Below are 27,000 nucleotides of genomic sequence, written 5' to 3'. Positions count from 1 at the left end.
GATGATGGACCTGCTGCAACACTTGATCCCTGATTTCGCCCATATGTTCAGCGCCAATCCCAATGGCATCAGTGCCTGGTTTTGGTCTGCGACGGCAGTAATTTTCGTCTTGTCGCTTTACTTCCTGTTTGTTCACTTCCGCCGTTTTCGTACCCGGCTGCGTGCCCTGCGTTCTTTGCTTGAAGGGCAAAGCAAGGAAACCCTGGCACTTAGCCGACGTGAAACCATGCAAAAGGCGCAGGGCTTGGACGCGCCCAATGTCGGCATGCTGTGGCGTGAGTTCGACGAAAGCCTGGTGCTGTCGTCCGATCAGAAGCATCTGTTCAATACGCTGGATGCCGAGCATTTCTTCAATGCCAGAACCTTGGCTCCCGGCCTGACAGCTAGCCGCTTGCTGGCTGCTGCACCGAGCTTCCTGGTGGCCATCGGTGTGCTCGGCACATTCGTGGGCCTGACGGTGGGGCTGGAAGGATTGGTCGGCACCTCGGATGAGATCGAGTCGCTCAAGGGCGGCATCAACAAGCTGATTTCCGGTGCTGCCGTAGCCTTCATGACGTCGGTATGGGGGGTGTTCTTCAGCCTGTTGCTGAACTTTGTCGAAAAAATGTTCGAGCGTTCAGCGCTAGGCCAGATACAGCAGCTGCAGCACGACATCGATTTCCTCTATCCGCGTATTCCCGCCGAGCAGTCGCTGGTGCATATCGCCGAGTACGGCAAGGAGAGCAAGGAAGCGCTGCAGGAGTTACACGAGCGTATTGGCGATCGTCTGCAGGAAACGCTCAATGGCATGAGCGAAGCGATGCAGACGGCGCTGACCGATGCCCTGAACAACATCATGGCGCCAGCCATTCAGACCCTGGTCAGCACCACCAGCCAGCAGTCCACGCAGGTGCTGGAAAAGCTGGTGGGTAATTTCATGGACGGCATGACCTCTGTGGGCCGTGAGCAGGGCTTGCAGATGCAGCAGGCGGCGGCTGACGTGAACGCTGCCGTCAGTGGCATGAGTGAGCGCTTGAACCAACTGTTCAGCAGCCTGAATGAACAGCAGGGTCGACAGATGGAAGTGGCTCAGCAACAGAGTGCGGCCTTCGAGACGCAGCTGCAGCGCATCAGTGGTTCTGCCGAGGAGCGCCAGGCACAGATGGAGCGACGCTTTGCCGAGTTGATGTCGGGGCTGACGAACCAGTTGCAAACCCAGTTGGGTGCTGCCCAGCAGCGCGACGAGGAGCGCCAGGTGCTGTTCGAGCGCCTGCTTGGCCAGGCTAGCAGCAGCCAGACGGCGATGTTGGAGCAATTTTCCAGCTCAACCCGCGAGCAGATGCAAGCGATGGCTGAGGCGGGCAACGAGCGCCACAGCAATCTGGAGAAGGTGTTCTCTCGTTTGATGATGAACCTCAACACCCAGCTCGATTCGCAAATGGGCGCGGCAGAGCAGCGTGAGCAGGCACGCCAACAGCGCTTCCAGGAGCAGCTCGATCAGGTGTCGACCCATCAACAGGAACTGCTCTCAGGTCTGGCCAGCGCTGTGCAGGCGACCCAGCAGCAAAGCCGCCTAATGGCGGATCAGCATCAACAGTTGCTGGGCCAGCTCAAGCAGGTATCGGAAGCGACGGCACAAAGCAGCAAACATCTGGACAGCAGTGCGAATCAGCTTGGGCTTCTATCCGCGAATCTGCGCCAGGCCGCCGATACCTTGGGGCAGCGACTGGAGGCCGTTACTCATGGTGTCGAGAAAGCTGGCCAACAGAATGCCGAGCTCGCGGCGCAGTTACAAAGCCAGGCCTCTACCCTGGCGCAGCTGCAGGCCACGTTGCTGGAGGGGGCGCAGCGTTTCGAGCAAGCAGCAGGTGAGGCGCGTAATGGGTTTGGAGAGATGAAATCCGCTCAGCAGGAGTTTCTCTCTGGCGTACGCCACGAATTCACCGCGCTGGGTGAAAAGCTGCGTGAGCAGGTCGAGGCGGTAGAGAAGCAAGCCGAGGAATGGCTGCGCAGCTATGCCGGCGAAGTCCGGACGCAAATCGATGATCGCATGAACAAGTGGAACGAGGTGTCGCTCAGCTACGCCGACCAGATGCATCGAACGGTGCAAGCCATGAGCAGCATTCTGGATGAGCTGGAGGCACGCTGATGCGCCTGGGTAAATCCAAGGAAGTGAGCGTCGACGAAGAGAACCCTTATTGGATGTCCTTCTCGGACATCATGTCGGCGTTGCTGGTGATCTTCATTCTGGCCTCTGTAATTCTGATCCTGCAGTTGATGGAAATTCAGAAGGAGCTGAAAGAGCGCCAGGTGCAGTTCGAGCAGGAACTGGTCGAGCTGAAAAAAGCAGAGCAGGTGCGCCGCACCATTCTTGATGAGGCCGTGGAGGCTCTGCGCGAGCGCGGCATCAAGGTCGAGGTGAGCGAGAACCATACGGTCCTGAGTATTCCCAACGATTTGCTGGGTTTCGACACCGGTGCCTATGACATTCATGCCGCCTATCAGGCACGTGCTCTGGAGATCGGCAAGGTCATAAATGAGGTGATCTCGCGAGAGGATCGAGTCGAGTTCCTCGATACGATCTTCATCGAGGGGCATACGGACAATCGTCCGCTCCAGGGCTTTATGGGCAAAGGCAACTGGGGGCTATCGACCTTTCGTGCCATTTCTCTCTGGCAGTTCTGGGGCAGCGCGCTGTCCCCCGATGAGCAATTGGCAAGGTTGAAGAACAAGGATGGCAAGCCACTGTTCTCGGTCAGCGGTTACGGCGAAACCCGCCCCGTGTTGGTTGACCAGCAGACTGAGGATGACTTCAAGCGCAATCGACGCATCGATATCCGTTTCACCATTCGTCGTCCCGACAGCGCTCAGTACGAGCAGGTGCGTGAGCGTCTGGAGGAGGTCAAGCCGTGAAGCTACCTCCTGTTCACATGCCGGTCGCTGAATGGGCGCCCGTGGTGCGGGAGCGTTGGACGGTGCTGGTCGAAAAGGTCGCTCGAATGAAGGCTGCGAGTGGCAAGAGCGACGCCTTTGACGCCATGTTGGCGCGATTGCGCGACATGGCGAGTACGGGGCGTTTTGATGGCTTGCCTGAGCTGCTAAAACGTCGTCTTACTGCGCGTGCGTTGACCTGGTTGTGGCTTAATGACGAGGCCATGGGTAGGCGTTTGCTTAGTTCGCGTCTGCTTTCGGTGCTGGTCGATGCTCAGCAGCCGAGACTGACACGTATCACCTTGCAGCAGTTGGCTCAGTTTTACTTTCGTCGCTTCGACAAGCTGGATGAGCACGATGGGCTGCGTAAGCAGCTTGAGCAGATTTTGCTCCAGCAACTGCATTTACTGCCCGAGCCCAAAGTAAGTGGCCCCCAGGCTGATCCGCTGGTAACGCTCAAGCGTGATGGTCATTGGTTGTTGCCGCCTGACGGGCCAGTCCAACTGGTTGAGCGGGTGCGCGACAGCGGCCATGAGCTGGGCGAGACCTTTGAGGTCATGGGATTGCAGGGCTTTGATGACGGGCGTTATGGCGATATCTGCCGGGCCCACTTCTACCTGGAAACCCTACGAGGGCTTTCGCCCGGTGAATACGACCCCGTGCTGGATGAGCTGCAGAAGCCCGCTGTGTCCAAGGCTCCGTACGAGGGCGAGCGTCGTATCGGCCATGTTGCGCTGGAGATTCTGATCGATCGTGCCGGACAGGAGCCGGGTGAGGTCTGGCAGAACTTTATTCTGAATCTGGCGGGGGATCCTCGGATCTCACGTAACTCCCCCAATTACCGCGAGTGGTGGCAGTTCCTCGGTGAGGAGCGGGTGCAGAAGGTTCGGGGCTGGTTGTCCAAGGAAGATTTACGGCTGTTTTTGCAGGCGGTGGAACAGTTTGGAATCGAAACGCAGAACGACGATCTGCAGCGCATGTTCCCTGCACGCAAGCAGTTCCTAGAGGGGCTGTTTAAGCTCAAACTGATCCGCAATACCCGCTTGCTGCTTGGCGGGCGGGCACAGCATTCGGTTAAGCGCATTCTCGGTAAAGATGTGCAAACCAGTTTTGCCAGCATGGACGGGCAGATGAATGACAAGGCGGTCATCTATCTCGATTGCGGAGACTTTCATCTGGTCGAGGGTTCCCACAGTTTTAAGATCTGGGTCTATCTCGCCGCACCGGGGGAGGCTTTGCGTTCCTACGAGCGCTCCAGCTTCAGTCATTCCGATCTGACTACGGCTGTTCCTAAGGCCTACAAGCGACTGTATCCTGAGTTGCCCTATGATGCCTTCACGCATCACCCCCCTCTTTCCTGGCAGAACCGGGTATTCAGCTTCCTGGCTGATAACGGCATCGCTCTAGATATCGAGCAGTTGCTCAATCGCAGTGACTACCAGCCTTACCTGCGTAAATTTGGTATGCCTGTGGTCAATGCCAAGCGAACACCCGTGCCGCCTCCAAGTCAGACAGATTTTCCTGCAGAGCCGGCGCGTTCACGTGTTGGCAATACTGGCGCGACAACGATGTCAGCGCCTCAGGGGCGTAAGCCTGCAGAGATGATTGCGAGGGACTCCAGAGCTATTCCTAGAGAAGAGGCGGCCACAGTACGGCGAGGCAACCAGCAGCATGATCCGGTAGTGTCGCACTCCGTCAGTTCACCTGATGCGGCTGCTCCTGCAACGGCACGTCCGTCTCTGGTAGGTGAAGGATTATTGACAGGCTTGAAACCCTCTGCACTGAAGATACTGCGCTACTTCGTGGACAACCCCGGTGACAAAGTCCGATATGCAGCGAATGTTTTCGGTGTGGACTCGCGTGAAATCAATCAGATTTTGTATGGCCCGTTGAAGGACATGTGCACGCGTGATGAGCAGTTCGGCTGGACGGTGAATGAGGCGGCACGTCTCGCGCTTGAGGCGTTGGATGAACAGGACAGGGCTGAATAAATGAGCTTGATGGATATTTTTCGGTCGCTGATTGGTGAGCGGGACGGGGCGCTCAGTACTCAGCAAGGCTTTCAGTCTCAGCCTGATTCCAATGGCTTGAATTTCTACCTGCCCTTGCCGGCCTTCAAGGCACTGCAAGCCGGGCAGGGCAGTGCTTTAGAAAAGATTCAGCTGATCGTGCTCAACATGCTGGTTGAGCAAGGGATTGCCGAAAACACGGCCAACGGTTTTCACATCGGTGCAGAAGATATTGCCGGGATGGATTTGGAGCAGGCCGAGATCCTGCGCTTGCCAAGACGTCTGCCCGGACGCTTTCTCACTTCGATTAGTGGGCGCACGGGCAACAGTGGTTTTCGTGTGGCGATCACGCTGGAAATGCCAGACGGCCCTGCCAGCTTCAGTCGCAAAGGCCCCTATCTGTACCTGACCAGCAGTGAGTGCTATTGGCTGACGCCGGCTGAAATTATGGGGTTGCAGGCTTGGGAACTGCATGAGTCTTTAGGCCCAGAACAGCGAGGAGAGGCGGCTAATCTGCGCCTGATGGCCGAGCTGCAGACCGCTGCGCGCAGCGGGATGCGTATTGATCTTAGCCACTTTGAGCGGCTGGATGTGGTGGTGCCTCAGAACATCGGAGTTATCGCTACGCGTTTACCAGATGGCAGCCTCCAACTCTGCCCGAGCCTTGGGGATGGCTCCAGTGCTGACCAGCTGGAAAAACGCTGGTCGCAGTTGGATATGACCGCCGATGGTGGTGTGCTGCGCATCGACAATCGTGTGTTGCTGCTGGATCAGGCGCGGATGGATGGCATCCGCAATGTGCTGGCCAACAAACGTATCCCGGCTGATCAGGTCAACGAGTTTATTGCCACGCCAACGGCGTTTCTCGATGCTGCGCTGGTCAATCTTGAGGTGGGCTTTTCTGCCCGGGTTGCGGGTATTGGCAAGCTTCAGCACATGGATTTCGGTGTCCTGGATGCAACCAAGAATGACTGGTTTGCGCTTGATAAGCGCCCGGCACCTGCAGCGATCCTGAGCAAGCTGATTCAGTCTCCTGAGGATTTGCAGCGCTTCGAGGAGGTACTGCAGGCGGCTAATGAACAGGGCGCGACGAGTCTGTCGTTCGCGGGTGAGGTAATCGATATCTCTGACGCGCCGACTGTTCAGCAAGAGCTGGCCAGGGCTCGCCAGAACATGGCTCATGTGAGCGATAGCGAGCCGCACAGCGAGGAGGGTGTTCTCCCTGGGGAGGACAAGGAGAAAGTCGGGGTCATTCTCAAGGATGCCGACGAGATTAATTCTGCGCTGTTGCGTAAGGCTGCTGCTGCGACGCCGCTGGTGGTGCCAGATTGGTCGGCCTATGCCCGGGAGCCGTTCCCTCATCAGCGTGAGGGGATCGAGTGGATGCTGAAGCTGATGGGCGCAGCGTTGCAGGATGAAACTGATGATCTCTATCGCCTGCAGGGTGGTTTGCTTGCAGATGACATGGGGCTCGGCAAGACATACATGTCGCTGGTCGCAGTCGGGGAGTATCTGGCCAGTCAGCGCGCGGCTGACAAGCCGCAGAAACCGGTTCTGGTGGTGGCGCCACTGAGCCTGCTGGAAAACTGGGAGGATGAAGTCGGTAAGACCTTCGCCAGCATCCCGTTCCGCGATGTGGTGGTGCTGCAGTCGGGGCGTAGTCTGCGTGACTATCGTGTCAAAGGTGCTGAGCGAGAGTCGGTGCAGTTGGCGTCGATGATTGATAACAGCAGCGGCATGCTGGATGAGCAGAGCATTCGCTATGCACTGCATGTGGGGCCGGAAGCAGGCGTGCATCGTCTGGACATGGATCGTCGCTTGGTGCTCACGACCTATCAGACCCTGCGTGATTATCAGTTCTCCTTGTGCCGAATCGACTGGGGCATGGTCATCTTCGACGAGGCGCAGAACATCAAGAACCCCAATGCACTGCAGACTATTGCCGCTAAAGGGCTCAAGGCGGATTTCAAACTGTTGGCGACTGGAACACCGGTAGAAAATAGCCTGGGCGATTTCTGGTGCCTGATGCATACGGTGCAGCCTGGCTTACTTGGTGGCTGGGAAAGCTTCCGCGATACCTGGATCAAGCCAATTCTGGCTGCAAGCGATGAAGAGCGTGATGAGGTACGGGCGCGTTTGGGCGAGCAGCTGCGGCGTGCTGTAGGCATATTCATGTTGCGGCGGGTTAAAGAGGATCAGCTCAAAGGCCTGCCAGCCAAGACTATTCTCAGTGGTGTCGAGCAAGCCGATCATGGCCTGCAACGGTATGCGGCGCAGTTGGGTGTGGTGATGAAAGGCATCCAGTTGCAGGCCTACGACGAAGTCCTCGACAGCTATCGGGCTCGTCGTGCAAGCGCTGAGGATATGCGTGGTACCGCACTGGCGGCTTTGACTCAGCTTCGCTCCATTTCCCTGCACCCACGGCTGGAGAATGAGTCGGCGCTGTACAGCGAGGATGGCAAGCAGGCGCGACAACTGATGATAGAGTCCGGCAAGCTGGAGGTGCTGCTGCAGTTACTCGATGAGATCAGTAGCAAGCGTGAAAAGGTCATCCTGTTCATGATGACCAAGCGCCTGCAACGAGTCCTCAAGTTCTGGCTGGATCAGATCTATGACCTGAATGTAGCGGTGATCAATGGCGACACCCAGGCTGTGGCGACTCGCGCCGAGGATATGACGCGCAAGAAGCTAATTGCCGAGTTTGAGGCGAAAAGTGGCTTCAACATCCTGATCATGTCGCCAGTAGCCGCTGGTGTCGGTTTGACGGTGATTGGGGCCAACCATGTGGTGCATTTAGAGCGTCATTGGAACCCGGCTAAAGAAGCGCAAGCGTCCGATCGGGTTTACCGGATCGGCCAAACCAAGCCTGTGTTCATCCATCTGCCTGCCGTTACTCACCCCCAGTTTGATTCCTTCGATGTACACCTTGACCGCTTATTGCGCGGAAAGCTGATGCTTAAAGACGCGGTAGTGACACCAGAGGCGGTTAGTGAAAGTGAGATGATGCAATCGATGGGGCTCTGATTGGGACTCGGTTGGTTTAAAAGAACAACTAGCTAACGTTAGGTGACCGCGTGCGGTCTGCAGCCTCACGGCCAAGCTTGGTTGTCCCTCCATCTGAACGCGATAAGCTCCTTGAGGGGCTTACCTCTGCCACATAAGGACTTGCTGGTTATGTCACAGCTCTCTCTGCTTCGAAGCCCTTCTGCGGTGCAGGCTGCTATCGACGAATTTGTTCAGCTGGGCCGCACAAAATTTCTTGAACGCTATGGCTTTGGTAAGTCCAGAGATTTTCTGGTGCGCGATCCGAAAACTGGTGTCGACTGCGATTCCAAAGCCATTGCCGGTGTCGCCTACGGTAAACAGTTTCCCGACAAGGGCCCTCTGACTGCTGACAGTTTTTCCGGTGGGGAAGCGACTGTCGTTCCGCTGCTCTCCAGTCTTGGCTTCACCATCATCCGAACCGGCGAGGACTGGTCTGAAGCTGAAGTCGAAGCCACTGTGCGCGACTACTTTGAGATGCTGCGCGCAGAAGCGGACGGGCAGAGCTACAACAAGTCCGAGCACAACCAAGCTCTGCGCCGATTACTCAATGGTCGCAGCAAGTCTTCTGTCGAGCTAAAGCATCAAAACATCAGCGCCGTTCTAGACGCGCTGGGGCTGCCATACATCAACGGATACAAGCCCCGCGGTAATAGCCAGCTTCTGCTGCGCAAGTCCGTGCAGGCCTATGTCCTCAAAAATCAGCAGGCGGTCGCTACCATCGTTGATGCATTGGAGGAGGTGAAGCTCCCCGGTGAAAGGACCTACCTCGCAGCCCTTGTCGAGGCCCCGAAGCGCGAGGCACTTGTTCGCGCTCCGAGCAAGGTGCCAAACCGGATGCCCCGTAAACTTGATTACGCCGCGCGTGATGAGGCCAATCGGAAGCTGGGTAGGGCAGGTGAGCAATGGGTCATTGAGTTCGAACAACAGCGCCTTAATGAGTCAGGGCGCCCGGAGCTGTTCCAACGATTGGACTGGGTATCGGACTCCCAGGGTGACGGGGCCGGGTTCGATATCTTGTCGTTTGAAGACGATGAGCGTCACCGCTTCATCGAGGTGAAAACCACAAACGGCGGCTTGGGATCATCATTTCTGGTTAGCCACAACGAGCTGGAGTTCTCCAGGGAGGTCTGCGAGCAGTTCCACCTGTACCGGGTGTTTCAGTTCAGGGAGGGGCCGCGTCTGTTCATTCTGAACGGGGATCTAGATCGGCACGTTCACCTTAAGCCGACCGATTACTGCGGATTCCACGCCATCCGGCCACCCAGTCCACGCTCATCTGGCCAGGCATTCCACGGCCATCTGGCCACCTGTTCCACGGCCATCCGGCCGGGCAGTCGGAGCGCAGCGACGCAGGGGTTGCATTGTTAGTCTGAGGCGCTCGGTGTCGTCAATTTCTTCGTCTGTTTGCGCATCGATTCCCCCTTCAGATTGATCCGATAAGCGTTGTGCACCAGGCGGTCGAGGATGGCGTCGGCCAGGGTCGGATCGCCGATCAGTTCGTGCCAGTTGTCCACCGGCATCTGGCTGGTGACCAGGGTCGAGCGCTGGCCGTAGCGATCATCCAGTAGCTCCAGCATGTCGCGACGCTGTTCGGCGGTGAACGGGGCCAGACCCCAGTCATCGAGGATCAGCAGGTCGGTCTTGGCGTAGCTGCTCATCAGCTTGGCGAAGCGCCCGTCGCCGTGAGCCAGGCCCAACTCCTCCAGTAGGCGCGGCAAGCGCAGGTAACGCACGCTGTAGCCCTCTCGGCAGGCCTGGTGGGCCAGGGCGCAGGCCAGCCAGGTTTTGCCCACGCCGGTGGGGCCGCTGATGATCAGGTTGAGGCCGTCGCGTAGCCACTGGCCGCCGCTCAGTTGCAGGATCAGCGCCTTATCCAGCCCGCGCGGGCTGCGGTAGTCGATGTCTTCGAGGCAGGCGTTGTGGCGTAACCTGGCCTGACGCAGGCGGCTGCTCAGGCGCTTGTCGTCGCGTTCGGTCAGTTCGCGGTCGACCAGCAGGCCGAGGCGTTCCTCGAAGCTCAGGCTGTCGATGTCCGGGGTTTTCAGTTGTTCGTTCAGCGCCTTGAGCATGCCGTGCAGGCGCAGGGTTTGCAGCTTGTCCAGGGTCGGATGGGGCAGCATGATGGGATTCCTTGGGGTCAGTGGTAGTAGCCGGGGCCGCGCAGGTTGGCGTGGTCGTCCGGCAGCAGGGGCAGGTTGGCTTGAGCCAGCGGCAGGTTTTCCAAACCCTGGCGCAGGATCGATTCGAGGCTCTTGTAGCTGCACGCACCGAGGCTGAGGGCGCGTCGGCAGGCCAGCTCCAGACGCACTTCGCCATGGGTCTTGCCCAGGCGCAGGATGCCCAGGCAGGCCCGGTAACCCTGCTGCGGATGGATGCGCCGTTCGAGGATGTGGCTGATCACGCTGGCCGTGTTCGGCCCGGTCTGCTCAGCCCAGCGGATCAGCCGTTGTGGCGTCCACTCGGCGTGCTCGCGATGGCTCTTGGGCATGTGCTCGGCCTGTGTGCTGTGCCGGCCCTTGTGCGGTGAGCGCAGGTGGCTGGCCACCCGCTGATTGGCGTGGAAAAACTCGACGGTGCGCGCCGTCAGCCGTACCTCCAGCTGCTTCTTCACCAGTTGATACGGCACCGAGTAGTAATGCCCATCGACCTCGACGTGGTAGTCGATGTGCACCCGCGCCTTCTTCCACTCGGCGTAGACGTAGGGTTGCTCCGGCAGGGGGCGCAGCGCCGGACGATCCAGAGCTTCGAAGGCCGACTGCCGGGAGCCCGGCAGCTTGCGAAACGGTCGTCGGTTGAGCCGCTCCAGCAACCCGGCGATAGCGCTGTTGAGTTCATCCAGGGAGAAGAACTGGCGGTTGCGCAGGGCGGCGAGGATCCAGCGCTCGACCACCTGCACGCCGACTTCGGCCTTGGCCTTGTCGCGCGGCTTACGCGCCCGCGCCGGCACCACCGCCACGCCATAATGCTCGGCCAGATCGCGGTAGCTCGGGTTGATGTCCGGCTCGTAGCGATGGCTCTTACTCACCGCGCTTCGCAGGTTGTCCGGCACCACGATCTCCGGCACGCCACCGAGGAAGGCGAAGCAGCGGGCATGTGAGCCCAGCCAGTCCGGCAGCTGCTGCGACCAGGTGGCTTCGGCGAAGGTGTAGCTGGATGCACCAAGTACCGCAACGAACACCTGCGCCTGGCGGATCTCGCCGCTGTGGCGGTCGATCACCGGCACCGTCTGCCCGGCGTAATCGACGAACAGCTTCTCGCCGACGCGATGTTCCTGACGCATCACCACGTCCAGCTTGCCCTGCCAGGCCCGGTAGTGCTCGCAGAACCAGCTGTACTGAAAGCCCTGCGGCTGGCTCAGGCGGTACTCCTGCCAGAGCAGCGCCAGGGTTACGCCGGGGCGGCGCAGTTCGGCATGCACCCATGCCCAATCGGGTAAAGGCCGCTTCTCACTGGCAACCGTCGGGGCCGGCGGGAACAGTTGCTGCTCCAACTCGGCATCGGACAACGAACAGGGCCAGGTGAGGCCGCTGGCGGCAAAACGATTGAGGTAGTCGCCGACGGTGACACGACCGACCTGCACGCTGACCGCAATCTGGCGAGCCGATAGTCCGACCTCGAACTTGAGACGTAGTACTTCGCGAATCTTACGCATGGATAAACGCTCCACGACAACCTCTCTGCTTCGAAAAAGAGGTCGATGGTAGTGAAGAAATCCTGCGTAGCTGCCTACCCGGTTGGGTGGCCGGATGGCCGTGGAATCAGTGGCCGGATGCGCGTGGAATGGGTGGCCGGATCACCGTGGAATCGGTGGTCAGATGCTCATGGAATGGGTGGCCAGATGACCGTGGAATCCGCAGATTACCGGGCGAGCTTTCGAAGCTTTGTTGAGTAAGCCGGGGCTGAGTGGGAGCGCCGTCGTTGGACAGAAAACAGCGCCAGTGGGCTTTTGGGGCGGTGCCGATCTGCTCAGGGACTTTTGCGGGAAATCGTTGAAAACCGTTGTATAAAGTAGAGCAGTAGCTGCAGCGAGCGCTCAAATTTATCCTAATAAAATCAATGCTTTATAAGGTCGACCTCCGGCATGGGGTGCAAGGGGTCGAGTGTTCGAATCACTCCGTCCCGACCAACTTCAGAAAAAATCCAGTCACTTAGCGGTGACTGGATTTTTTTATGGCTGATGGTTTTTCCTTTATTGATTTATACCCCTACAAATACCCCTACATGTCTGAAAGCTGGACGTCTGACTTGGCGGCCTCGTGCAGCTGATCGTTATTTGCACAGCAACATGCTGGGTGACAGTATCTACTAGTTTTATTTGCCTCTCCGGGGTGTCTGCGCGCGCAGGAGCGCAGGTTTGAGGCGGCCGTGTGGAAGTTACCTACCTTGACCTTCCGGTTGGCGCCACTCAATATCCAAGTATGAATGCTCAATACCTCTGAAGCTGAAGCTGAAGATGGAAAGAAAGCGCTTCCGTAATCTCGTGCGAAACATCGAGTTGTATTGGTTGCTACCCCGTAGAGCGTAGGCGGGAATTGCGCTAGCCAAAGAATGGAGCAGTAAATGCAAGAAGTAACATCCAAGGACTTGGGGGGGCATACGACTATTCCTCGTGTTGGCATGCTCGCCACCGTTCGCAACCGTCGTGGCGTTATCTCCGCCGTCGAGCCGTTTAACGACAGCAAAAGCTCAGCTTTGCTGCATCTGGTCACCATCGAGTTCAGCGATGCCGACGGTGATTCCGAGGAATCCCTATTGTGGGAGCGAGAGCGCTCGCCGGTGGTGCTGGAACCCAACGCATTACCCAGACTAGACCGCGAAGCGCCGATGCAGCAGGACGAGTTTCTGGCCCTGCAGCGGGCAGCTCGCTGGAGTGCCTTGACGCCGTTTCTGTCAGCCAGCAATCCGGCTGAGCGCTCCGAACCGGTACCGACTGCTCCTGTATACGGTGCCGTGAGTGTTGATGATTTTCAGCTGGTGCCGCTGGCCAGGGCCATGCGCATGCCGCGTGTATCGCTGTTGTTGGCCGATGACGTGGGTTTGGGTAAAACTATCGAAGCTGGGTTGATCCTCGCCGAGCTGATTCGTAAGCGTCGCATTCGGCGGGTGCTGATCATTACCCCGGCATCGCTGCGCACCCAGTGGCAGCAGGAGATGGAAGAGAAGTTCTCCCTGGGCTTCGACATTGTCGACAAGGCTGCCACTCACAAGCTGCAAAAGGAAATGGGGCTGGACGCCAACCCCTGGCGGGCACTGCCGCGGATCATCACGTCCTATCACTATCTGCGTCAGCCGGATGTGCTGGAACAGTTCATTGCCAACTGCGAGTCCATCAAGCAGCGGGGTGGGGCGCAGCTGCCCTGGGATTTGCTGATTGTCGATGAAGCGCACAACCTGATGCCGTCCAACTTTGGTGAAGACAGCGACTTGGCCAAGATGCTGCGGGTGCTGACGCCGTATTTCGAGCACCGGCTGTTCCTCACTGCGACTCCGCATAACGGACATACCCGTTGCTTCTCCGGCCTGCTCGAGCAGTTGGACCCGGTGCGCTTCACTCAAACCCCTGACTTCACAGACAAAGAACGCAAAATGATCGGCGATGTGCTGATCCGCCGACTGAAAAGTGAAATCAACGATCAGGATCGTCAGGCAGGCCGCGCGCCTCGATTTGCCAAGCGTTATCTTGAACCGCTGCCGCTTTATATGTTCAAGCCGGAACAGGAGTTGGCGGTTGCCGTTCGCAAGTTCTGTACGCAGCTGAAAGGCATCATCCGCACTGCGCCCGAGGCACGCATGGTGCTCAATTTTGCCATTGAGATACTTCGCAAGCGCTTGCTGTCGTGTCCGGTGGCCTTCGCCGACAGCTGGCTGCGCTTCAAGGAAGGTCTGGCCGCCAAGGAAGCACTGCAGGCCGCCGAAGTGGCAGCGGCTCGCCGCGCCAGTGAAGAAGACATCGACGATGATCAGGAGCGCGAGAGCCGCAGCCGACATGCCGCTCAGGTGGTCGGCGCCTGGATGCATCCCTATGTCGAGCTGCTGCAGCCAGAAATTGAGGCGATCGATAATGCGCTCACGTCACTGGGGCTGGATAAGCAGCCTGTTATCAAGGCCAGGCCGAAATCGGATGCACGCTTCGAGCGTTTGCGTGAACTGATTGGCAAGGAACTGCGTAATGCCGACCAGTGGAAAGGTGATGAGCGTCTGATCATCTTTACCGAGTACAAAACCACTCTCGATTATCTGGCCAATCGCCTGAATGCCGAATACAGCACCGAGCCCGGCAGTATCTGTCAGCTCTACGGTGGCATGCATGAGGATGAGCGCGAGGCCGTCAAGCGCGCCTTTAACGACCCGGACTCTCCGGTACGTATTCTGGTGGCTACCGATGCAGCCTCTGAAGGCCTCAATCTGCAGCACACCGCCCGGCTGCTGATGCACTACGAAATCCCCTGGAATCCATCACGCCTTGAACAGCGCAATGGCCGTATCGATCGTCACGGCCAGTCCAGGGATGTAACGATTTTTCACTTCACCAGCGAAGACGACAGCGATCTGCAGTTTGTTGCCCGCGTACTCGGCAAGGTCAACGATATCCGCGAGGATCTGGGGTCAGTTGGTGAACTCTTTGATGCCGCCTTCCAGCGCCGCATGATGGAGATGAATGAAGATCAGGATGTGCTGGGTGATCTGGATCTGCAGATCAACAGCCGGCGCAACGCAACGGAAGATGCCAAGGTTCACACCGAAGAGCGCGGCGAAGAGGAAAAACAGCGCCTTCAGCAGCTGCTGGATGACCTGGATTTAAGCCCCGACACCCTCAAGGCAACGTTGGGTATTGCCATGGGTCTTGGGGCTACCCGTGATGTGCTGGATGGGCCGGATGCACTGGGCCGTATGCGGCTGCGCACACCACTGCCCAGCCGCTGGCAGGCCATCGTCGATGACAGTCTGCGGTTGCCCTCACAAAAGGGCGTCAGTGGCGCTATGCCCTGGCTGGTGTTTGATAACCGCTTTTTCATTCACAACATCAATGGCCGGCCGGTATTTCGCCCCTCGCCAGACACGGTGCTGCTGCATCTGGGGCATCCGTTGCTGCGTCAGTCGCTCAATGCCTTTGCGCGTCTGCGCTTCCCCGGTGGCCAGGCTGACTTTCAGCCGCCCAGCCGCTGGCTGGTGAGCCGGGGCGAAGTCCCCGCCGGCGCTCAGGCTCTGGTGCTGTTCACGGTTGAAGAAATGGCCGTCAACGATCTGCGTGAAACCTTTCACCACTGGACGCGCACCCTCGCACTGCCGGTGCAAAACAGTGCACTGGGGCAGCCGTTACCCTACAACGGGCCGCACTGCGGCCAGCTGGGCCAGCAAAGTGCCGCTGATATGGCCGCTGCCCGTGATCTTTGGGATGACATCGAAGACGACATTAGAACCTTGCTGGTTAGCTATCGCCGCGAGCTGACTCAGACTCTGCGCACCCAGCTGAAGTCTGCCTATGACCAGGCCAAAGCCCATGAAAAAGAGGCCTTCGAGCAGCGCATCCGTGAAGTCGCAGCCCTGCAGAAAGTGCAGAGTATCGACAAGCTCAAGCGCGAAATTGAAGCCCAACGTGCCACTCACATTCAATACAGCCTGCTCGACGATGCCGACGCCCTGGCTGAAAAGCGCCTGCGGGATCTGGAGGATGAGCTTAAACGACGTCAGAACCAGTTTGGTGATCTGCAGGAGCGCTTGAGTCAGGAGAAAACCCGCATTCTTGAACAGGTGCTGCCGCGTCGCTTTGCCCTGCGTGGCGAAGCCCAGGTATTCCCGGTCACCATTGAAATTCGTTTTCCGGAGGTGGGGGCATGAGCCTGCATGCAGAAGGATGGGCACAGCTCCGGCACGGTGGCCTGTTGATATCCCCAGCCAAGCTGGATGAGTTCTTTCCTGAATCAGCCGCGGCCATGTCCGATTACCAGGCTGAAAAGCTTCGCCGCGCCCTCACGGCCTTTGATGGCAGCAGCGAGAGTCTGGGCAACCTGCTGGATTACATCCTGCAGGATCTTTCTGGTCTGCCTGCCGAAGAGTGGCAAAAAGCCCAGGCTGTCGACAGCCGCTGGGCGGTACGCAGCTTCACTGGTGTTCAGATCAAACCCCGCCGCCTGTGGCTGGGGCCAAACGGCGAAACCCTGGCCGTGTTTACCCCCGACGATAGCGGTTCACGGCAATTTGCCAGCCGCCTGGGTGTCGGGCGTTCAAAACAGTTGCTTGGCCGGGTGGTGGAATGGCTGCGCCGTACCGGGCAGGCATTGGCACTGGTCACCAATGGCCGGCAGTGGCGGTTGGTGCACGCCGGTGCCGATTACGAGGCCTGGTGTGAATGGGATATCGAACTGTGGTTCAGTGAGGGCCAGCCGGCAGCGCAAACGCTGATCTGGCGCACGCTGCTCAACCGCAGCACCCTGCTGGCAGAGCAAGGTCAGAACCGCTTGTTGCAGGCCATCAGCGCCTCACGCAAGGGCCAGGCGGAACTGTCCAATGTGCTGGGCGAGCGTGTTCGTCAGGGCGTCGAGGAGCTGATTACCGCCTCCCACGTCGCTATCGAGCAGGCTCAGCAGCAGGGGCAGGCCCACGACTACAAGGATCTGTACGTCGCCGGCTCGCGCATCATCATGCGCTGCATTATTACCCTGTTCGCCGAAGCCCGTGGGCTGATGCCGGTCGACAACCCCATCTATCAGCAGGCCTACAGCCTGGAAGGGCTGCGTCATCAGTTGGATCGGCGTGCCGGTGGCCGCGGCAACGAGCGCTTGAGTCAGGGCCGTAGTGCTTGGCCGCGCCTGATTGGCTTGTTCAATCTGATCCACGAAGGCTCGGCCCATGAACGCCTTAGTGTCCCGCAATACGGTGGCGCGCTGTTTGAGCCGGGCAACCCTGCCAGTGACGACGGCATTTCGCGCGCGCTGGCGCTGCTGGAAAGTAGCCAGAATCTGGTCAGCGACCTGCAGGTACACAAGCTGCTGCGCCTGCTGACCCGCACCAAGATGAAAGTGCGGCAGGGCCGCAGCAGCCGCTGGGTGGATGCGCCGGTGGATTTCTCCACCCTGTCCTCCGAATACATCGGCATTCTCTATGAAGGCCTGCTTGATTTTGAATTGAAGCAAGCAGCCGACAATGACCCGGTCATCTTCCTGGCGGTGGGCAACCAGCCGGCGCTGACCCTGTCGCAGTTGGAAGCCATGGATGACAAGGCGATCAAGCAGCTGTTTGAGGCGCTGAAGAAAAAAGACTCCACCGGTGACGACAGTGAGGAGGAGGCGGATGAGGGCGTCGAAGAATCCGCTGACCTCGATGACAGCAGCGATGACGAGGCGGACGCCGTCGAAGACGACTCAGAGGAAGACACCAACACCAGTGACGACAGCGAAGAGCTGACCCTCAGCGAAGATCATCTGCTGCGCGCCAACACCTGGCTTCAGCATGCCGCGCAGATTGCCGGGCTGGTGAAAAAGCCCCGTGGCCGCAAAGCCAATACCGCTGCCGACGAAGCCCAGCAGGCGCTGGAAAAGGCCGCCAAGCAGCTCTGCGCCCGCATTGTGGCGCCCGGCCAGTTTTTTCTGGTGCGCTGGGGTGGCACCCGCAAGGGCGCGGGCACCTTCTATACCCGTCCGCAACTGGCCGCACCCACCGTGCGCCGTACCCTGCAGCCGCTGGCCTATGACGCCGTGCAAACCGAGACCGACCCGCGCACCGGCCTGGACAGCGTGGTGGAGTGGGCACCGAAAACCCCGGAACAGATACTGGCCCTGAAAGTGTGCGATCCGGCCATGGGTTCCGGCTCCTTCCTTGCTGGCGCCCTGCGCTACCTCACCGAAGCGCTCACCCAGTCGCTGTTTCATCACAAACTGATCGAGCGCAGCGAAGACGGCGGTGTGCCGCGCATGGCCGACGGTAAGCTGGCTGAACTGCTCAGCGACGAGCTGACCAAGCTCAACCCCAAGGATGATGGTTTTGAAGAAGCTCTGCGCGCCCAGCTCAAGCGCCACATCGTGGAAAACTGCCTGTACGGCGTGGATCTTGATCCACTGGCGGTGGAACTGGGGCGCATGGCGCTGTGGGTGGAAACCATGGATCGGGATCTGCCCTTTGGTTTCCTCGACCACAAGCTCAAGGTCGGCAACGCCCTGGTCGGTACCTGGTTCGACACGTACCGCGATTACCCGGCCATGGCCTGGCAGCGCGAGGGCGGTGATAAGGACTACCAGAAGAACAAGCCGGACAACCTGATCAACCACTGGTACGAGGACGCCAAAAGCAAGCGCAAGGGCGACGTCTTTACCGATGCGATCAAGGCGCGAGCCAAAGCCGTGCCTGAACAATTGCAGGCGCTGCTCAGCGGTCAGCTGACCCTGGAAGGCGGGCTGGACGCGGCCAATGTGCACGACGAGCTACTCAAGGTGTTCCGCAAACTGCATCGCCTGCCGGTGCATGAAAGCGAAAAGCGCGCCGAGATATACCAGCAGGAGGTGCTGAACAACCCGCATTACCATGCCCTGAAAGCGCGTATGGATCTGTGGTGCGCGCTGTGGTTCTGGCCGGGTGAGCAGATCGAGCTGGCGCCCTTGCCACGCGAGTTTGCCAACCCTGATGAGCAGGCACTGGCCATTGCCGCCGAGGTGGCGCGCCGGCAGCGCTTCTTCCACTGGGAACTGGAGTTCCCGGATGTATTCACCGCCAGCCAGGACGGTTTTGATGCGCTGCTGGGCAACCCGCCATGGGAAATCCAGAAGCCCAACTCCAAGGAATTTTTCTCCAACCACGACCCGCTGTACCGCGCCTACGGCAAGCAGGATGCGCTGGCCAAGCAGTTGGGCTACTTCAGCGCCTGGCCGCAACTGGAGCACGACTGGATTGCCTACAACGCCAATCTCAAAGGAATGTCCAACTGGGCGAAATATGTCGGCAAGCCCTTTGGCGATCGCGTTACCGAAGACAAGGATGGCAAAAAGAAACACGACCTGAATCTGGGCGGGCGCGGCAAGAACAGTTTCGAGGCCTCCGCTGCCGTACACAAAAAATGGCTGCAGCAGCGCAAAAAGCACAAGGGCTTTGCCGATACGGCGCACCCCTTCCTGCATCAGGGTTCGGCCGACCTGAACACCTACAAGCTGTTTCTGGAGCTGAGTCACGCACTGCTTCGTACTCAGGGGCGGCTGGGCATGATCGTGCCCAGTGGTATCTACACCGACAAGGGCACCACCGACCTGCGCGAGCTGTTCCTGGGGCAGTGCGACTGGCAGTGGCTGTTTGGTTTCGAGAACCGCGAGAAGGTTTTTGATATCGACTCGCGCTTCAAATTCTGCCCGCTGATTGTGCAGAAGGGTGGGGTAACCACGGCTATCCGCGCCGCCTTTATGCATCGCAATGTGGACGACTGGGAACAAGCCGAGCGCCATGTATTGGCCTACCCGCGGGCGCGGGTGGAGGAGTTTTCGCCCTACTCCAAGGCCATTCTGGAGATCCGCAGTGAGCAGGATCTGCGCGTGCTGCAAAAGATCTACGCCAACGGCGTACTGCTGGGCGACCAGAGTGACAAGGGCTGGGGCATCAAATACGCCACCGAATTCCACATGACCAACGACTCCAAGCTGTTCCCGCCGCGGCCCAAATGGGAGGAAAAGGGCTACCGCCCCGACGAATACGGCCACTGGCTGAAAGGTCCCTGGCAGGATTACCACGGCCCGCAGCATATTCTGGATCGCGAGCCAGGGCTGGTGCTGTCGCGGGATGGGCAGCAGGCGATGCGGGTGGAGGAGATTGAGGATGTGGCGTTGCCGCTCTATGAAGGGCGGATGATTGGGCAGTTTGATTTCAGTGAGAAGGGGTGGGTGAGTGGCAAAGGCCGCTCGGCCGTATGGCGGGATATTCCGTTCGAAGAGAAGGTAATTGAGCCGCAGTATTTGATGAGCTTCGCAGACTACGTCAGCGCTACTGACAAGAACGGAAATCCGAAAACTGCTCGTGGCCTGAAACCCTGCTATATGGACGTTGGTTCTGCCACTAACTCAAGAACGATGATTTCATCTGCTGTGTGGGATTTTCCTTGCGGTAACAAGGTCCCGCTATTGATCCCAGATAAAGGGGAGGCAGCTGGAATCGCACTTGTTGCGTGTCTGGATTCTTTTGTCTTCGATTTTGCAATACGCAACAGGCTGGGCGGTTTGACGATCAACTATTTTATTGCAGAAGAGTCACCACTACCTCCGCTACAAAATGTTCCGAAGCCGCTTGTAGAGGCAGCTTTCAGTCTGATATCAGCAGGTAATCCAATTTATTCCCCCGTACTGGAACTACTCGAACGCACTGACGTTAGGGCTGCTGTTTCAGCGCATGAGCGCACAAGGCTGAGGGTTATTATTGACGCTGCGCTATTTGCAATCGCTGGTCTGGACTGGGAAGGGGCTTGTCATATTCTGAAGGATTGTGATCGCCCAGCAGATCAGCTTTCTGGGGATGCTGCGAAAGGGCTTAATCCAAAAGGCTTTTGGCGTCTGGGCAAAGGGTTGCCCCCCGAACTGCGTCACACCGTCCTGTCACTGATCGCCTTCCACGACCTGCAGGAGAAAGGTCTCGACGCCTTTCTCGCCCAGAATAACGGCGAAGGCTGGATGATACCGGAGCAGTTGCGGCTGGCTGATTACGGCCTAGGTCACGATGAGCGTGCTCAGGAATATCAACCGGTGGCCTCGCGCCTCGGCCCGCGCTTCTATGACTGGCAACTCAATGAGGATGTGGAGCGCTCATGGCAGGAATGCGCCGCCCATGCCGCGCTGATCAGGCGCATTGTGCCGCTGCCCGAACCAGAACCGGCCGAGGGCGTTGGTGAAACGACGGCTGTCTATAAAACAGAATCACCGCAGGGAGCACTGTTCTGATGCTGAACCCCATTACCTATACCGAAGACGTAGTCAGCGACTTTCTGCGCTACCAGCTCAGCACCTATGCCTTTGCCGATGAGGGGCTGTATCGGCAGATGCGCGACCTGCTCAACCTGGAGCACACCCGCAATACGCCGCTGCTGAAGGGGCCGTTTATCTCGCTGTCTCGCACCTTTATGAAGGGTGCCAGCCTGGAGCAACTGGTCAAGGAAGGGGTGTTGCATCCGCATATTCGCCAGCTATCCCCATACCCTGGTGCCTACTTGCACCAGGAGAAAGCCTTCCGTTCCATCAAGGATGGCCGTACCACGCTGGTGGCCACCGGTACCGGCTCGGGTAAGACGGAGTCCTTCTTGTTGCCGATTATCAGCCGTTGCCTGCAATTGCGTGATGACGGCGCCGAGGCGGGGGTGACGGCGGTGATCGTCTACCCAATGAACGCCCTGGCCGAAGACCAGCTTCAACGCATGCGCGAGCTGCTGGTAGGCACAGGCGTTACCTTTGGCATGTATGTGGGCAAGACCCCGCGTACCGAAGCGGACGTGAATGGTGTGCGACTCGATCCTGGCAGCACGGTGGTGGATTACCGCAGCAAGTTGCAGCAGATGCAGCAGCAGAAGATCGACGTCGCCCTGCATCCCGCGGAGGAGCGGGTAAGCCGCGAAGCCATGCGCACCAACGGCCAGCAGCCGCGCATTCTGCTGACCAACGTCAAACAGCTGGAACTGCTGCTGACCCGGCAGCAGGACCTGGAACTGTTCGATAACGCCCGTCTGGAGTTTATGGTATTCGACGAGGCGCACACCTTTACCGGCGCCGGTGGTGCCGAAACCGCCTGCCTGATCCGCCGACTGCGCGCCTATTGCGGCAAGGATGAAAACAGCACCACCTGCATCGCCACCTCGGCCACCATTGCCGATCCGCGTCGCGGCATCGAGGCCGGTCGCGAGTTTGCCAGCCGCTTTTTTGGCATTGATGGCCGAAATGTCGAGCTGATTGGAGAGGCCTACGAAGAGGACATCTGGGGCGAGCCGCGCAGCGTGAGTGCGCCGTTCAATGGCGATCAGGCCATGCAGCTGAAAACCGTGCTGGAAATGCTTGGCACCCTGGACAAAGCCGAGGTTGATGCTGCCGACTTGCAGGCCTTCCGCATCTGGTTCCAGACCACCAGCGGCATGCGCATGGCCGGCGATAACTGGCGTGAAGCGCTGAACCAATGGCTCAGCCACAACGAGGTGGTCTACCAGATTGCCGAAGCCCTGCGCAGGCCGCGGGCCGTCGCCAGTCTGTTGGATGATTTGAACGCAGCCCTGGGTCGCCCGATTACCGAAGAGGAAATTCTGATCTGGCTGGCGCTGGGCGCTGCGGCACGAAATGGCGACCGCCCTTTGCTGCGCCCGGTGGTGCACGGCTTCGTGCGTGGCGTCAGCGGTGCTGTGGTGACTTTCGAGGAAGGCCAGGGTCAGCCTGCCAGGCTGTGGCTGTCTGCCGAAGATGCCATCAGCGACGATGCAGGCCGTGACACAGAGTTGAAGCCCTTCCCGCTATCCAGCTGCACCACCTGTGGGCAGCATTATTTCGAACACGGATTGGAAGACTTCAACTTCACCGGCAGCGAACCGGGTGGCGGCTCCGCTGAAGGCAAGAACCGCGCTTGGCGGGCAACCGACATTACCCTGGGCGGGGTGCGTGCGGTTTCGTTGGACCACCAGGTGGGTTCGGATGGGGAGGAGGAGCCTTCGCGCACCGAAGTGCTGTTTGTCTGCCGCTACTGCGGCACCACCCACGACCGGCAGTTGCCGGAGTGCGTCGGCTGCGGCCGTAACAAGGTGCTGAAGGCGCTGCATTTTGTGCAACAAAAAGAAGACCACATTGGTCGCCTGACCCGCTGTGTGTCCTGTGGCGCCCACGGCCGCCGGGTGACCGGCAGTTACCGTGAGCCGGCGCGTCCGGTGCGTGCCACCGGTGTGGCCGACGTGCATGTACTAGCGCAAAGCATGATTCACCGGGCCGAGCGCAAGCGTCTGCTGGTATTTGCAGACAATCGACAGGATGCGGCCTTTCAGGCCGGGTGGATGCAGGACCGTTCGCGCCGCTATCGTCTGCGGGAGTTGATCTACAAGAAACTGAGTGCCGGTGCGGTGTCGGTCAGTGATCTGGTGCTGTGGCTGGATCAGTACCTGGATGCCGACGACGAGTTGTCGCGCGCCTTGATTCCTGAAGTCTGGCGGGTGGAGAGCAAGTCGGAAACCAGTCTGGCGCACGCCGAGGAACGCAAATGGTTCCTGCGTGCCCAGCTACTGCGCGAGCTGACGTTGGGGGCACGGCAAAGCACTGGCCTGGAGCCGCTGGGCCGACTGAAGATTCGTTACCGGGGGCTGGATGAGGCACACCCGGTGATTCAGAAATGGGCCGCAAGCCTGGGGTGCTCGGCGCACGATCTGCGCGAAGGCATTGCCTCGTTGCTTGATGGCGCCCGCTCCAGGCGTATGCTGTTCGATCCCATCACCCGTATGTTTTCCAAGTTCTGGCTGGATGGCGAGAAAGAGGTGTTGCGCGGTTATCTGCCTATCATGCGCGGTGTGCCTGAGGCGCTGGTATTCGAACGGGATGGCCAGCACGACAAGGGCCGTATCAAACAGTGGTTCAGTAACTACGACAGCTCAGCCAAGCAGGCAGCCGCGGCCTGGGGTGTGCCGCATGACCAGATTCAGGCGTTTTTGCACGACGTATGGCGCCTGTGTAGCGATGAGCTTGAGCTGCTCACCCAGGTTCAGCTCAAGGGTGCCCGTGGCAAGAACCTGCCGGGCTGTCACGGCTCCACCCAGGTGCACGTGGATAACCTGATGCTGGTGCCCTCCACCGGCATGTACCGCTGCCAGACCTGCCGTCGGCTGCATGCCCGGGTCAACCCGGGGATGACCTGTATGGCCTGGCGTTGTAACGGCAAGCTGGTGTTCGAGGAGGAAAACCCGGACAACTACGATTTGCTGCTGCTGGACCAGGAGTTTTCCATGCTGCGCGCCCGCGAGCACTCGGCGCAGATTCCCGGCCCCGAGCGTGAGCGCATCGAGAATGCCTTCAAGGGTGAAAGTGAGCGCATCAATACGCTGGTGTGTACACCCACCCTGGAAATGGGCGTGAATATCGGTGCGCTGGATGCGGTGCTGATGCGCAACGTACCGCCATTGCCGGCCAACTACTGGCAGCGTGCCGGCCGGGCTGGGCGCCAGTTCCGCATGGCGCTGGATCTGACCTATGCCCGCACGACCAGCCATGACCGTGCCTACTTCAACGAGCCATTGAAAATGCTCGAAGGGTTGGTGGAGCCCCCCAGCTTCAACCTGCGCAACCCGGTGATGGTGGCCAAGCATGTCAACGCGACAGTGCTGACCACCCTGCTGCAGATGCTGCGCTCCAACAGCTTGCCAGACACGCAGGCAAGGAATCTGGAGCAGGCGCTGGGTGCTTGTTTGCCAGGCCAGATCCGGCCTTATCTGTTTACTGCCGAAGGCATGGTGCGTGAGGCACCTTTGTCGGTTGCGCCACTGGCAGAGCAAATCGCGGCACATCAACCGGCTTTGCTTGACGCCGTATTGAAAGCCTTCCAGCAGGGCTGGCCGGCAAGCGACAGCGAAGTCGTCAGCCGTGAGCAGCTGGAACGGGTGATTGGCGACTTTGCCCCTCAGTTGCAAGGGGTGATCGATCGCCTGTTCCAGCGCTTGCAGTGGGCGCTCGCCCAGCTGGAGCGGCTGCGTAAGGTCGCCGCAGGCAAGGGTGCGCTGGATGCCGACGAAGAGGCGCTACGCGCCCGCTGTGAACGGCTGGTGAAAAAGCTCAAAGGGGAGGCGCGCCGTAACCGCAATCAGGCTGAAGGTGTCGACGATATCAATACCTACGGCGTGCTGGCAGCCGAAGGCTTTCTGCCGGGTTATGGCTTGGATACCGGTGCGGTGACTCTGACCCATGTGGCGCCGCGCCACAGCAGCGATATCAGCGATTGGGAGCTACGTCGCAACACGGCACTCGCTGTGCGCGAGTATGTACCCGGCAACTTGATCTATGCCAACGCCCACAAGTTTGTGCCGCGGCATTTTCATCTGATTCCGGAAGAACCGCTGACCTTTGCCGTGGATGTCGCCAGTGAATCTGTTCAGGAGACAGGCCCGACATCCAAGGCGGGCAGCGAAGCCAGCTCGATGTCGATAGCGCAAATTCCGGGTGTCGCTATCTGCGATGTGGATGCACCGCACCACTCCTATATTTCCGATGATGAAGATTACCGCTTCCAGATGGCGACGGCAGTATTTGCCCAGGATCAGGGGCGGCATTCCGGTGGCAGTCTTTACGAGTGGGGTAAGTCTCAGCTGCAACTCAAACATGGCATGCACATGCGCCTGGTCAATGTCGGCGCTGCATCCCAGGTACGCTCTGGTGCCTTGTTGGGCTATCCCTTGTGCCTGGTCTGCGGCGCCAGCCGCTCGGCCATGAGCAGTCAGCAGGAACTCGATAAGTTTAACGAGCACCACGTCGAACGATGCGGGCGGCCGATTCAGAACATTGCTTTTTACGCAGAGGTGGTCGCTGATGCACTGGTGCTGCAGGACTGTGCCTCCCAGGAAACAGCCTACAGCGTCATGGAGTCGCTGCGACAGGGTGCGGCCGATGTGCTGGATATGGAGATTTCCGACCTTCAGGTACAGGTGATTGGCAAGCCGGGCAGTGAAACGGTCGATGCCTTGCTGTATGACCCTATGCCGGGTGGTTCTGGCCTGCTGGAGCAGTTGCTGGCCCACTGGCCAGATGTGGTGGCCGCAGCGCGCCGACTGGCCGAGGAGTGCCCGTCGGCCTGCGAGGCATCCTGTGTGGATTGCTTGCAGCATTTCCGTAACTCCTTCTATCACGACAAGCTGAACCGCCATACGGCACTGGAAGCATTCAATGACTGGGGCGATACCCTGAGTTTCAGCCACGAGCTGGCGCCAGTTTTGCCGGATGAAACTCTGACCCAGCAACCGGGCAATCCCCCTGAACAGCAATTGGTGGCGCTGCTCAAAGCCGCCGGTATGCCGACATTTGAAACGGAACGTCCGATAACGCTTTCTGGTGGCATTACCACCCGTCCGGATGTGTATTTCCACGAACCAAACGATCAGTTTGAAGGTGTCTGCATTTACCTGGACGGCATGAGTGAGCACCTGCATGGCAACGCCCAGACAGCCGCCAAGGACCGCCAGATCCGTCAGGAGCTGCTGAATACCGACTACGAAGTCATCGAGATCCAGTTCCAGGAGCTTTACGACAAAACGGTGATGCGGGAGCACATGCGCCGGATAGCTCGGGCTGTCGTTGGTAGGGCCAAGGCCAAGGAGTTGGCTGTCGATGATGCATGGTTTGATCAGGCGGATAGGGTAACTGCTGAGCCTAGTGAGGTTAAAAGCAATGTGCTGCCCTTCAAAACGGTCAGCCCCTCTGACTCAGCCTTTGAGCCCTATGCTAATTGCGTACCCCTGATAGGCCTGAAAGCTGCAGCAGGGGCGTGGAGTCAGGAACAGAACGGACTGGTGGATCTGGCGGAACATGCTGAGGAGTGGGTGGCCATCGATGATAACAAACTGGAGCAGGGCATGTTCGTGGCTCAGGTCGTGGGACACTCCATGGAGCCACTGGTGCCTGATGGCAGTTACTGCCTGTTCAGGCCAGTCCCCGCCGGCAGCCGGCAGGGTCGCAAGCTGTTGGTTTGGCACGTGGGTGTCGCTGACGCCGAACACGGTGGCGAATACACACTGAAAGTCTATACCAGTGAGAAAGTGGCCAGTGATGACGGAGAATGGCAGCATGATCGCATCACACTGAAGCCCTTGAACCGGGATTACCAGCCACTGGTTCTGGAGCCTGAACAAGAAGGGGAAGTGAGAGTTGTCGCCGAGTTTGTGGCGGTGATTGTGTAAGGGGTGCTGAGGTATGGAAATCTCAACGCGTACGTGTGGCGATTCACCACCGGATGCGCTCGTCTGTAGCATCGGAGAATTCAGTGAGGAATGGAGGCTAAACTGGTGCCGGAAGTGCTCAAAGTCGATCCAGCTCAAGCAGGGGAAAAGAGGGGGTTGCCCATCCAGAAGGTGAAT

At 59.0% G+C, this 27,000-nt stretch carries 10 protein-coding genes; 8 read left to right on the top strand and 2 right to left on the bottom strand.

Translation table 11 applies throughout. The features are described 5' to 3' along the window. Position 1: 1 nt before the first annotated feature. The 5 genes from zorA to C2846_RS08300 all read left to right on the top strand — a co-directional run bounded on the left by zorA (position 2) and on the right by C2846_RS08300 (position 9,332). On the top strand, positions 2–2,128 hold the full coding sequence (zorA, locus tag C2846_RS08320) for an anti-phage ZorAB system protein ZorA (RefSeq protein ID WP_119701220.1): 2,127 nt from the start codon (positions 2–4) through the stop codon (positions 2,126–2,128). Continuing rightward, entirely contained in the window at positions 2,128–2,892 is a 765-nt protein-coding gene (locus C2846_RS08315) for an OmpA/MotB family protein (protein WP_031692745.1), read from the top strand. Before zorA ends, C2846_RS08315 begins: the two co-directional genes overlap by 1 nt. After that, positions 2,889–4,901 carry an EH signature domain-containing protein gene (locus C2846_RS08310; RefSeq protein ID WP_119701219.1) on the top strand — a complete coding sequence of 671 codons (2,013 nt, stop codon included), beginning with the start codon at positions 2,889–2,891 and terminating at the stop codon, positions 4,899–4,901. The genes C2846_RS08315 and C2846_RS08310 overlap by 4 nt, the downstream gene beginning before the upstream one ends. After that, positions 4,902–7,943 (top strand): DEAD/DEAH box helicase, encoded by a 3,042-nt coding sequence (locus tag C2846_RS08305; RefSeq protein ID WP_119701218.1) that lies wholly within the window; start codon positions 4,902–4,904, stop codon positions 7,941–7,943. Positions 7,944–8,093: 150 nt separating this feature from the next. Continuing rightward, a complete protein-coding gene (locus tag C2846_RS08300; RefSeq protein ID WP_240638174.1) occupies positions 8,094–9,332 on the top strand; it encodes a protein NO VEIN domain-containing protein in 1,239 nt (412 codons plus the stop codon). Here C2846_RS08300 and istB read toward each other — a convergent pair. Together istB and istA are read right to left on the bottom strand one after the other, a co-directional pair. After that, positions 9,329–10,084: an IS21-like element helper ATPase IstB gene (gene istB, locus C2846_RS08295; protein ID WP_003298407.1), complete on the bottom strand. Its 756-nt coding sequence runs from the start codon at positions 10,082–10,084 to the stop codon at positions 9,329–9,331. The two genes, C2846_RS08300 and istB, sit on opposite strands and share 4 nt — an antisense overlap. Before the next feature lie 17 nt (positions 10,085–10,101). Continuing rightward, entirely contained in the window at positions 10,102–11,616 is a 1,515-nt protein-coding gene (gene istA / locus C2846_RS08290) for an IS21 family transposase (protein WP_119701217.1), read from the bottom strand. 908 nt (positions 11,617–12,524) lie between these two features. Between istA and drmD the strand changes: the two genes are divergently transcribed. Genes drmD through C2846_RS08275 form a run of 3 tightly spaced genes read left to right on the top strand, consistent with a single transcriptional unit; the run spans position 12,525 to position 26,823 of the window. Continuing rightward, positions 12,525–15,803 (top strand): DISARM system SNF2-like helicase DrmD, encoded by a 3,279-nt coding sequence (drmD, locus tag C2846_RS08285; RefSeq protein WP_240638173.1) that lies wholly within the window; start codon positions 12,525–12,527, stop codon positions 15,801–15,803. Beyond that, complete coding sequence (locus C2846_RS08280) at positions 15,800–20,869, top strand: Eco57I restriction-modification methylase domain-containing protein (protein ID WP_205890137.1); 5,070 nt, start codon at positions 15,800–15,802, stop codon at positions 20,867–20,869. Before drmD ends, C2846_RS08280 begins: the two co-directional genes overlap by 4 nt. Beyond that, positions 20,869–26,823, top strand: a complete 5,955-nt coding sequence (locus C2846_RS08275; RefSeq protein WP_119701216.1) for a DEAD/DEAH box helicase — start codon at positions 20,869–20,871, stop codon at positions 26,821–26,823. The genes C2846_RS08280 and C2846_RS08275 overlap by 1 nt, the downstream gene beginning before the upstream one ends. Positions 26,824–27,000: the final 177 nt, after the last annotated feature.

Source organism: Pseudomonas jilinensis, assembly GCF_003586265.1.
Taxonomy (GTDB): Bacteria; Pseudomonadota; Gammaproteobacteria; order Pseudomonadales; family Pseudomonadaceae; genus Halopseudomonas; species Halopseudomonas phragmitis.
Note: the sequence above shows the minus strand (reverse complement) of the source record. Positions and strands in the feature narration are given on the sequence as shown.

Excerpts from the sequence above, each read along its gene's own strand:
- zorA (WP_119701220.1), top strand. The coding sequence starts at position 2 with ATGATGGACCTGCTGCAACACTTGATCCCTGATTTCGCCCATATGTTC.
- C2846_RS08315 (WP_031692745.1), top strand. The coding sequence starts at position 2,128 with ATGCGCCTGGGTAAATCCAAGGAAGTGAGCGTCGACGAAGAGAACCCT.
- C2846_RS08305 (WP_119701218.1), top strand. The coding sequence starts at position 4,902 with ATGAGCTTGATGGATATTTTTCGGTCGCTGATTGGTGAGCGGGACGGG.
- C2846_RS08300 (WP_240638174.1), top strand. The coding sequence starts at position 8,094 with ATGTCACAGCTCTCTCTGCTTCGAAGCCCTTCTGCGGTGCAGGCTGCT.
- istB (WP_003298407.1), bottom strand. The coding sequence starts at position 10,084 with ATGCTGCCCCATCCGACCCTGGACAAGCTGCAAACCCTGCGCCTGCAC.
- istA (WP_119701217.1), bottom strand. The coding sequence starts at position 11,616 with ATGCGTAAGATTCGCGAAGTACTACGTCTCAAGTTCGAGGTCGGACTA.
- drmD (WP_240638173.1), top strand. The coding sequence starts at position 12,525 with ATGCAAGAAGTAACATCCAAGGACTTGGGGGGGCATACGACTATTCCT.
- C2846_RS08280 (WP_205890137.1), top strand. The coding sequence starts at position 15,800 with ATGAGCCTGCATGCAGAAGGATGGGCACAGCTCCGGCACGGTGGCCTG.
- C2846_RS08275 (WP_119701216.1), top strand. The coding sequence starts at position 20,869 with ATGCTGAACCCCATTACCTATACCGAAGACGTAGTCAGCGACTTTCTG.